This is a genomic window from Protofrankia sp. Cr1 (genome assembly GCF_963555865.1).
Taxonomy (GTDB): domain Bacteria; phylum Actinomycetota; class Actinomycetes; order Frankiales; family Frankiaceae; genus Protofrankia.
The window spans coordinates 1-7,862 of sequence record NZ_CAUVXO010000229.1 but is presented as its reverse complement, the minus strand read 5'-3'; the positions used below and the strand labels follow the sequence as shown (position 1 = coordinate 7,862).

Below are 7,862 nucleotides of genomic sequence, written 5' to 3'. Positions count from 1 at the left end.
GATCGGTGAGCACGGGTCGACTAGCGTGCGGGCAACGTCCGTCCGCGCGCGGGTCACCAGGCAGAAGTCGGACAGGCCGGTCGCCAACCACAGGAACAGGCCGTCGAACGGCTCCATGCCACCGAAGCGCACGCCCGACCACGCCTGCACGCGCGGTTGGAGCAACGCCCCGCGCAGCCCGTCGGCATCGACCGGTTCGCTGTCGTCGATACGCAGGCCGACGTCATCCCCGTGCAGCGTTACGAGTCGCTCGCGTTGCGCTCCGGCACCCTGGATGTCCACGAAGCCGGCCATCTCATGCCCCAGACTCACCAAGTGGGCACCCTCGCGCACGAACGCCACCGACCGGCGCAGACCGCGCATCCGCAGGGGAACGACGAGCCGGCCGCCCTCGGCCAACTGATCCACCCACGCCGGCGGTACGTCCGCGACCCCCACGGCGGCGATGATCCGATCGTAGGGCGCGAACTCAGCCACTCCACCTTCGGCGTCGGCGAGCACGACGTGCACCTGGTCGTACCCGGCGTCCGCCAGGCATCGGCGAGCGCGGTCGGCCACGTCCGGATCAATGTCGACGGTGGTGACCGCACCGGCCGGGCCGACGAGTTCGGCCATCAACGCGGCGTTGTACCCGCCCGAGCCGATTTCCAGGCACCGCAGACCTGGACGCAATCCGGCTTGCTCCAGCATCGCTGCCTGAAGCCACGGCGCGGACACCGAGCTGATCGTCATCCCGTGTTCGTCACACTTGGTACGCACCACATCGTTCGCGTATGCCTCGTCGAGCGGTACCTCAGGAGCGAACAGGTGCCGCGGCACTGTCCGAAAAGCGGCTTCGATCTCGCCTGACACGATCGAGCCGGCTGTCACGAGCTCGTCCACGAGACTGTGTCGCAACGCCGCGGCACGTGCCGGGTCGGTGGTCACCTCAATCACCAGGTATTTCCTTTCCTGCGCCGTGCTATGGGGCGGCGGTGGGCTCCGTCGGCGGACTGCGGCGCGGCCGGCTCACCTCGGGAGCGACGTCGTCTGGTAGGGGAGCGACCTTCTCGGTAAAGGAACACGCGCAACAGATCGGTGCCGATAGGAGAAACGGCGTTCAGGCGGGGACGTCGCTGTTCCCACATAACATCTCTGCGCGCGAAACGGGGTGGTATCGGAATCAGGTGCGCCCTCCTCGCGGCCGGCAACGCGGGCAAACCGGAACCGCTTCGGTCCCTTGTCGCGACTCTCAAACCCCTCAGCAAAGGATTCGACAGGCGGCTCTGCCCTCCGTGGTGCCCAAGTCTTTCAGGCAGGTGTCCGCCGTGTCATTCCCCGTCCCGGGAAGAAACGGTTCGGCGCCAGCATGGGGCTTGACCTGCGGAAACGTCCGTCAGCCGGGCACGGTGTTCGCAGTCGTGCGGCTGTTTCTTCGCGGCCCACCCAGCCCGCTGGCCCCACGTGCCTGCCGAGACAGGGGACGCTGTTCGTTGCCCGCGACCGGTGCTACCCGCGGAATCATGGTGATCTCGACGAGACCGGGTCGCGATCAGTCAAACCCCGCTGGGGGTGGTGTGACGCCGCGGCTACTGTTGGGTCGTCCGGTGGTGCCTGTGAACCGTCGGACGGGACGCTCGCACGCCTGGGAGGGTTGAACGTCCGACTTCAGGTCGTGGACGAGGACCTGCCGGCGGCTCGCCACGACTTCAGTGTGGACCTGATCGTCGCACCCACGCAGATCATCACATGCGGCGCACCTCGGCGTCCCGAGGGCCTGTACTGGAACGACCTGAGCGACGACACCATCGCCGAGATCCCCGTCCTCGCCGCTCGTCGTCGCCGGGCCTGAACCGTTCGGGCATCACGCCCCCAGCACCGCACGGCCTTCGCCGTGCGAATCGACTCATCCGAGTCTGGGAGTTATCGCTGGTCAGGACGATGAGGCCAGGCGAACGGATTCTTCGCGGCGGGGGGAATGACCCCCCGTTGCCGTCGGGACGATGGTGGAACGGCCCCTTTTGCCTACCTTCAGTGAGGACCGTCCCGATGATGAGGACCGCCTGCGCAACACGCTGTCCTGGTCCCGCCCGTTCGAGGCCCCCGCATTCCACGACCCGCGGCCACACCCCGCTGCCCGTACCGCCGCGCGTGTCCGTTGCCGGTGGCGCGCCCACGGTCCGGTGATCGTAACCGAGGGCGGGGCGGACAGATCCACGCCGACTGTTGGCCTCTCCTCGCCGGAACGCCGTTCCCATTCCGCCGGATGCCGCGTGCGCCGCGCGCGCCCGTCCCTCGTGACCGCCCGCATGGCCCCGCGCCCGAGGCGCACGCACACGCCTCGCGGGCGTGCCGGTCACCCCATGCCAGAGCGCTGAGCCGGGAGAGCCGTATGACCGCAGCCCTCGTCACCTTTATGTCATCGAATATGTCATCGGAGCCAGAGCTTTCTGCCCCAGCCCCGCTGCACCGCGTCTGGTACTACCCTGCGCACCCCCGCTCCGCCGGGGCCGCGCGCCGCGACGTCGCGGCGCAGCTGCGGCTGTGGGAGCTCGACGAGCTGGTCGACGCGGCCGTCCTCGTGGTGTCGGAACTGGCGACAAACGCCGTGCTCGCCAACCATCCAGCAGACAACCAGGACGGGCACGACGAGCCGGCGCCCCGGGTCGCACTGCGCCTCACCTACAGCCACCAAGATGTGATCGTCGAAGTGTGGGACGGGGCGGCGGACCGCCCGATCCGACGGGTCGAGGATCTCACCGCCGACAACGGCCGTGGCCTGCACCTCGTCGCCGCACTCGCCCGGGACTGGGGCTACTACCGCGTGCGCGTTGGTGACATGACGAACGGCAAGGTCGTATGGGCGGCCTTGCTCCATGGCAAACCGTCGATCGGTGTCGTCGCGGACGCCCCGCAGGCGTCACGGGATCTGCCCCGTCGCAGCCCATCGCCTCCGTCGAGCGACGGCGTACCCGACCCGGGCGTTCCCGACCGCGCACTGCAACGCGTCATCGACGGCCTGCGCGCTTTGGACGGCTGGACCCGACAACCGCACTCCACCCGGCCCGACATTCGATCTCGACCGACATAGAGCCAGGAAATCACCGTCATGACCGATGACCGCAACCGTTCCTGTCCGCCCTGGCGCCACGCCTGTTCGCGCTGGTCGAGGAACGAGACGACCAGTCCGATTTCCTCATCCTCGCCTGGGGACTCCAGTTCGACGATCATGCCTGGATCGTCGGGTACGACAGCACGATGGGGGGATCGTTTTCGTCCGCCGAGCGGGCTTGCTGGCTGTTCGTCCATCTGGGCACGGCGATCCGGATCGTCTGGTACCCCCTGCCCGGCAACCATCACCCCAACCGGCCCCGGCGACGGCTTGTCCGATAGCGACGCTGACAACATCGTCAGCCCGGTTCCGTCGGCGGCTGTCCGGGGCTCCTTGGACGGCACCGCGGGAGGTGACGGGGCTGAGGTCGACATCTTCGTCGGTAGTGCATCCGGACCAGGCATTGTCGAAGCCGTGCCTTACGGCAGATACAAGGAAGCGTAATGCGGAAGGGCAATGGGTAGACACATAGGGTAGTCCGATGAAGATCCGGAAATGCCAGGCTGAGGATCTTTCGATTCTGGACAGCCGCATCCCGTCGGGTGGTCTGACGAGCTTTCACCGCCAGCGGTTCGGCCGGCAGCTCGACGGTGTGGGGACCTACCTCACAGCCTGGCGGGACGGCGTCCCAGCCGGTCATCTGGAGATCCGCTGGCGCGGATGCGATGCGGCCAGCGTGCAACAGGCTGTGGCGGACTGCCCGGAACTGAACGCTCTGGGCGTCTGGCCGCTGCAGCTGCAGAGCCAGGGGATCGGGACCGCACTGATTACCTCTGCCGAGAGGCTGGTTGAGCAACGTGGATTTCACCGTGTAGGTCTCGGCGTCGCGGACGACAACGACCGGGCCAGGGCACTGTACCTCCGCCTTGGCTACCTTGACTGCGGTATCCACTTCCGCTCCGAGTGGTCCTGGGTCGATACCGACGGCGTTTCCCACCATGAGTCTGAGCCGGCGACGTTCCTGGTCAAGGACTTCCAGGCAGGACCTCAGAGCCTCTCCGGATAAAATCGACGAAGTCCCATCGTCGCCATTCCGGCCGAACGCCACACAGCGAATCAGCCATGAGCAGATCTTTCACCACTCGAAGCTGACGACGCTATTTCGTGCTGGGTCGTCTCGTGGCTCTACTCGACTCGGAACCGAAGATCATTTCGGCAGGTCCTCAACGGCCACCGCTCTGAGATTCACCCCGCTGATCCCTTGGTCCATACCAGGGGCAACGCTCACCCAGAAGTAGCCCTTGATGTAGTAAGCACCCTGCACATAGTCGAAGAACGAGCCTGACTTTGGATCGATCCGCCGGGAGTACCGCACCCAGGATGGGCGTCCCTTTGCCTCAGGAGACAGCCCTTCCGTGAAGGGAACCCACGGGGCCGGCGGGACGGACCGGGCGGAAGCAGGCCAGGATCCCGGCAGGTTCGCTTCACGAAACACAGACGATCTTCCGGCGCGGCGCCGGTCCTGGCGGTCCTGGCGGCCCTCGCGGCCATCGTGGCCATCGTGGCCAACGACACGTCCGCGTTCAGCCAGGTCCCCGCCCTGAAGGCGGCGGTGCGCGGCATCAGCCGCCGGCTCCTGGGGTACCGGGCGCCGGCCGGCCCGCGCGCACCCGCGGCCGGGAAGCTTCGGCGAACCCTTCCTCCGCCGAGTGAGAGACCGCGGCCCGCGCCACCCCGCTGGAGCGGACCGCCAGGCTGGCCAACCGCTACGCACATAAGCAAAGCGGATACAGAGCATAGCCAGAACTTGCTTCCCTTATGTAACAGCGGGGGCAAGAGTCATGTGAGTCACCTGGCCACCGGCTCTCGGAGGATCGCATGCCCGCCGTCGGATCCGTTCTCGTCGTGGGGGCCGGCACCGCCGGCACCGCCGCGGCGATCCTGCTGGCCGAGGGCGGTGTCTCGGTCGACCTGGTGGAGGCGAAACCCGACGTCACCGCACTCGGTTCCGGGATCACGTTGCAGGGCAACGCGCTGCGGGTGCTGCGCCAGCTCGGCGTGTGGGACGAGGTCCGCGCGCACGGCTACGCGTTCGACACGCTGGGCCTGCGGGCACCGGATCCGGCCGGCACGCTGATCGTCGCGTTAGACGACCACCACACCGGCGGTCCGGAGCTGCCGTGCACGCTCGGGATGTACCGCCCGACGCTCGCCCGCATCCTCGCCGACCGTGTCGCCGCCGCCGGGGCCAAGTCCCGGCTGGCAGTCACCTGCTCCGGTCTGGCCCAGGAGTCCGACGGCGTCGAGGTCACCTTCAGTGACGGGTTGACGAGCCGCTACGACCTGGTCGTCGGCGCCGACGGGATCCGGTCGTGGACGCGGCGGGCGATCGGGATCGAGGTGGAGCCCCAGGGCACTGGGATGGGCATCTGGCGGGTGTTCGCGCCCCGCCCGGCGTCGGTCTCGCGCACCGACCTGTTCTACAGCGGACCGTCCTACATCGCCGGCTACTGCCCGACCGGTGAGGACTCGCTCTACGCCTACATCGTCGAGGACTACCAGGACCGCTCGGCGCTCTCCCCGTCCGAGGGGCTCGCGGTGATGCGCGAGCTCGCCGCGGCCTACCACGGTCCCTGGGACGAGATCCGCGCGTCGCTCACCGATCCCAGCCGGATCAACTACGCGAGGTTCGAGAGCCACGTCGTGCCGGCGCCGTGGCACCGCGGCCGGGTCGTCCTCATCGGCGACGCCGCCCACAGCTGCCCGCCGACCCTCGCGCAGGGGGCGGCGCAGGCGCTCGAGGACGCCGCGGTGCTCGCCGAGCTGCTGCTGGCACGCGACGTGCTGGACGACGTGTGGGCGCCGTTCACCGAGCGCCGCTACGAGCGCGCCCGGACGGTCGTGGACAGCTCCTTGCGGCTTGGCCAGTGGCTGCTCGACCACGAGCAGGGCGACGTTCCGGGCCTGATTGCCTCAGTCTCCCACCTGCTGGCGGCGCCGGCCTGATCGCGGCCGGCCCTGCCGCCTTCTGACTTGCGACCCGAGGAGCTTCCATGACCGAACTTACTGGCGAGATCGACGCCTCGCCGAGCGAGCGGCTCATCACCCACCTGCGCCACGTCGACCTCGCGGTGCCCCACTTCGACCGCGAGCTCGCGTTCTTCACCGAGACTTGGGGCCTGAGCGTGGAGACCACCGACGGCGGCCTCGCGTTCCTCGCCGCGGCGGGGTCACCTGAGAAGTACTGCGTCCGGCTGCGGGCGGCTAACGACAAGCGCATCGACCTGATCGCCTTTGGGGCGGCGAGCCACGCCGACGTGGACCGGCTCGCCGAGCGGCTCGGCGGCGCGGGCGTGCGCCTCGTCAGCGAGCCCGACGCGCTCAAGACTCCCGGTGGCGGCTACGGCTTCCGCTTCTTCGACCCCGACGGCCGCACCGTCGAGGTCTCCGCCGAGGTCGACGTACGCGGCCACCGCGCCGTCGAGGAGGGCGAGTCGATCCCGGTCCGACTCTCCCACGTCGTCGTGAACACGCCGAACCCCGAGGCGACCGTCGCCTTCTACCGTCAGCACCTCGCGTTCACGCTGTCGGACACCCTGATGCACCCGCATCTGGGCAAGATGATGTGGTTCCTGCGCACGAACTCGTTCCACCACAGCCTGGCGATCGCGCGCGGCCCGCACGTCGCGCTGCACCACGCCTCCTTCGAGCTGCGGGGCGTCGAGGAGTACCTGCGCGGCACCGGCCGGCTGATGCGCGCCGGCGTGGAGAAGGTCTGGGGACCGGGCCGGCACACCGCCGGGAACAACACCTTCACCTACTTCCTCGACCCGCACGGCAACACGGTCGAGTACACGACCGAGCTCGAGCGCCTCGACGAGGACGTCTGGCACCCACACCTCTACGACTTCACCCAGCCGATGGTCACCGACCAGTGGGGCACGGCCGAGCCGATGAGCGAGCTGATCGCCAGTAGGTCGTTCAACGACCCGGACCGCGGCAGCTTCCTCGCCCCACCGGTCTGAGGAAGGCCCCGATGAAACTCGCCACCTTCGCCACACAGAGCGGCGCCGACGCGGACCAGCCCAGGGTCGGGGTCGTCTCGGACGGACAGGTCCACCCGTTCCCATTCGAGTTGACCATGCGCGACGTCGTCGGGCGCGGCATCGACGCGGCCAGGCAGTCCGCCGACGAGGCGCTCGCCGCGCACGGTCATCCGCTGGCCGACGTCCGGCTGTTGGCTCCGCTGCGCCCGACGTCCGTGCGTGACTTCGTCGCTTTCGAGGAGCACGTGCAGGGCGTGCGCCAGGCCGTCGAGGGCACCGCCGGCGTGCCTGACGCCTGGTATGACGCGCCCACCTTCTACTTCACCAACCCGCACGCAATCCTCGGCCCGCACGACCCGGTGCCCTTCCCCGCGACCTGCGCGGCACGCGACCTCGAACTCGAGGTCGCGGTCGTCGTCGGGAAGGCGGGGCGCTCGCTGTCCGTCGAGCAGGCCCGCGACCACGTCTTCGGCTACACGATCATGAACGACTGGTCGGCGCGTGACCTGCAGGGCCGGGAGATGCAGGTCGGCCTCGGCCCGGCGAAGGGCAAGGACTTCGCCACGACGCTCGGCCCGTGGATCGTCACCGCCGACGAGCTGGAGCCCAGCCGCGACGAGGACGGCTTCCTTCGGCTGTGGTGCGCGGTCAGCGTCAACGGCGTCGAGATCGGGCGCGATCTGCTGTCGAACATGGGCTGGACGTTCGAGACGATGATCGCCTACGCGTCCCGCGACAGCCGGGTGGAGATCGGCGACGTGCTCGGTTCGGGCACTGTCGGCAAC

General features: G+C 68.7%; 8 protein-coding genes. 6 read left to right on the top strand and 2 right to left on the bottom strand.

Translation table 11 applies throughout. The features are described from left to right. Positions 1-936 (bottom strand): methyltransferase, FxLD system (gene fxlM, locus U9980_RS17110; protein WP_322768832.1); only part of this gene is annotated, 936 nt, incomplete at its 3' end. 697 nt (positions 937-1,633) lie between these two features. On the opposite strand from fxlM, the gene U9980_RS17105 reads away from it, so the two are divergent. The 3 genes from U9980_RS17105 (at position 1,634) to U9980_RS17095 (ending at position 4,097) form a co-directional block, all read left to right on the top strand. Continuing rightward, positions 1,634-1,831 (top strand): hypothetical protein, encoded by a 198-nt coding sequence (locus tag U9980_RS17105; RefSeq protein WP_322768831.1) that lies wholly within the window; start codon positions 1,634-1,636, stop codon positions 1,829-1,831. 540 nt (positions 1,832-2,371) lie between these two features. After that, on the top strand, positions 2,372-3,070 hold the full coding sequence (locus U9980_RS17100) for an ATP-binding protein (protein WP_322768830.1): 699 nt from the start codon (positions 2,372-2,374) through the stop codon (positions 3,068-3,070). Positions 3,071-3,572: 502 nt separating this feature from the next. Further along, positions 3,573-4,097: a GNAT family N-acetyltransferase gene (locus U9980_RS17095; protein WP_322768829.1), complete on the top strand. Its 525-nt coding sequence runs from the start codon at positions 3,573-3,575 to the stop codon at positions 4,095-4,097. A gap of 141 nt (positions 4,098-4,238) precedes the next feature. Here the strand turns inward: U9980_RS17095 and U9980_RS17090 are convergent, their stop codons facing one another. After that, positions 4,239-4,526: a hypothetical protein gene (locus U9980_RS17090; protein WP_322768828.1), complete on the bottom strand. Its 288-nt coding sequence runs from the start codon at positions 4,524-4,526 to the stop codon at positions 4,239-4,241. A gap of 383 nt (positions 4,527-4,909) precedes the next feature. Between U9980_RS17090 and U9980_RS17085 the strand changes: the two genes are divergently transcribed. The 3 genes from U9980_RS17085 to U9980_RS17075 all read left to right on the top strand — a co-directional run. Beyond that, positions 4,910-6,037, top strand: coding sequence for an FAD-dependent monooxygenase (locus U9980_RS17085; RefSeq protein WP_322768827.1), 1,128 nt, complete (start codon positions 4,910-4,912; stop codon positions 6,035-6,037). Between the two features lie 47 nt (positions 6,038-6,084). Then, on the top strand, positions 6,085-7,056 hold the full coding sequence (locus U9980_RS17080; protein ID WP_322768826.1) for a VOC family protein: 972 nt from the start codon (positions 6,085-6,087) through the stop codon (positions 7,054-7,056). An 11-nt stretch (positions 7,057-7,067) separates the two neighbouring features. Continuing rightward, a partial coding sequence (locus U9980_RS17075) for a fumarylacetoacetate hydrolase family protein (RefSeq protein ID WP_322768825.1) occupies positions 7,068-7,862 on the top strand: 795 nt, incomplete at its 3' end.

Coding starts and splice junctions, on each gene's coding strand:
- U9980_RS17100 (WP_322768830.1), top strand. CDS start 2,372: ATGACCGCAGCCCTCGTCACCTTTATGTCATCGAATATGTCATCGGAG.
- U9980_RS17095 (WP_322768829.1), top strand. CDS start 3,573: ATGAAGATCCGGAAATGCCAGGCTGAGGATCTTTCGATTCTGGACAGC.
- U9980_RS17085 (WP_322768827.1), top strand. CDS start 4,910: ATGCCCGCCGTCGGATCCGTTCTCGTCGTGGGGGCCGGCACCGCCGGC.
- U9980_RS17080 (WP_322768826.1), top strand. CDS start 6,085: ATGACCGAACTTACTGGCGAGATCGACGCCTCGCCGAGCGAGCGGCTC.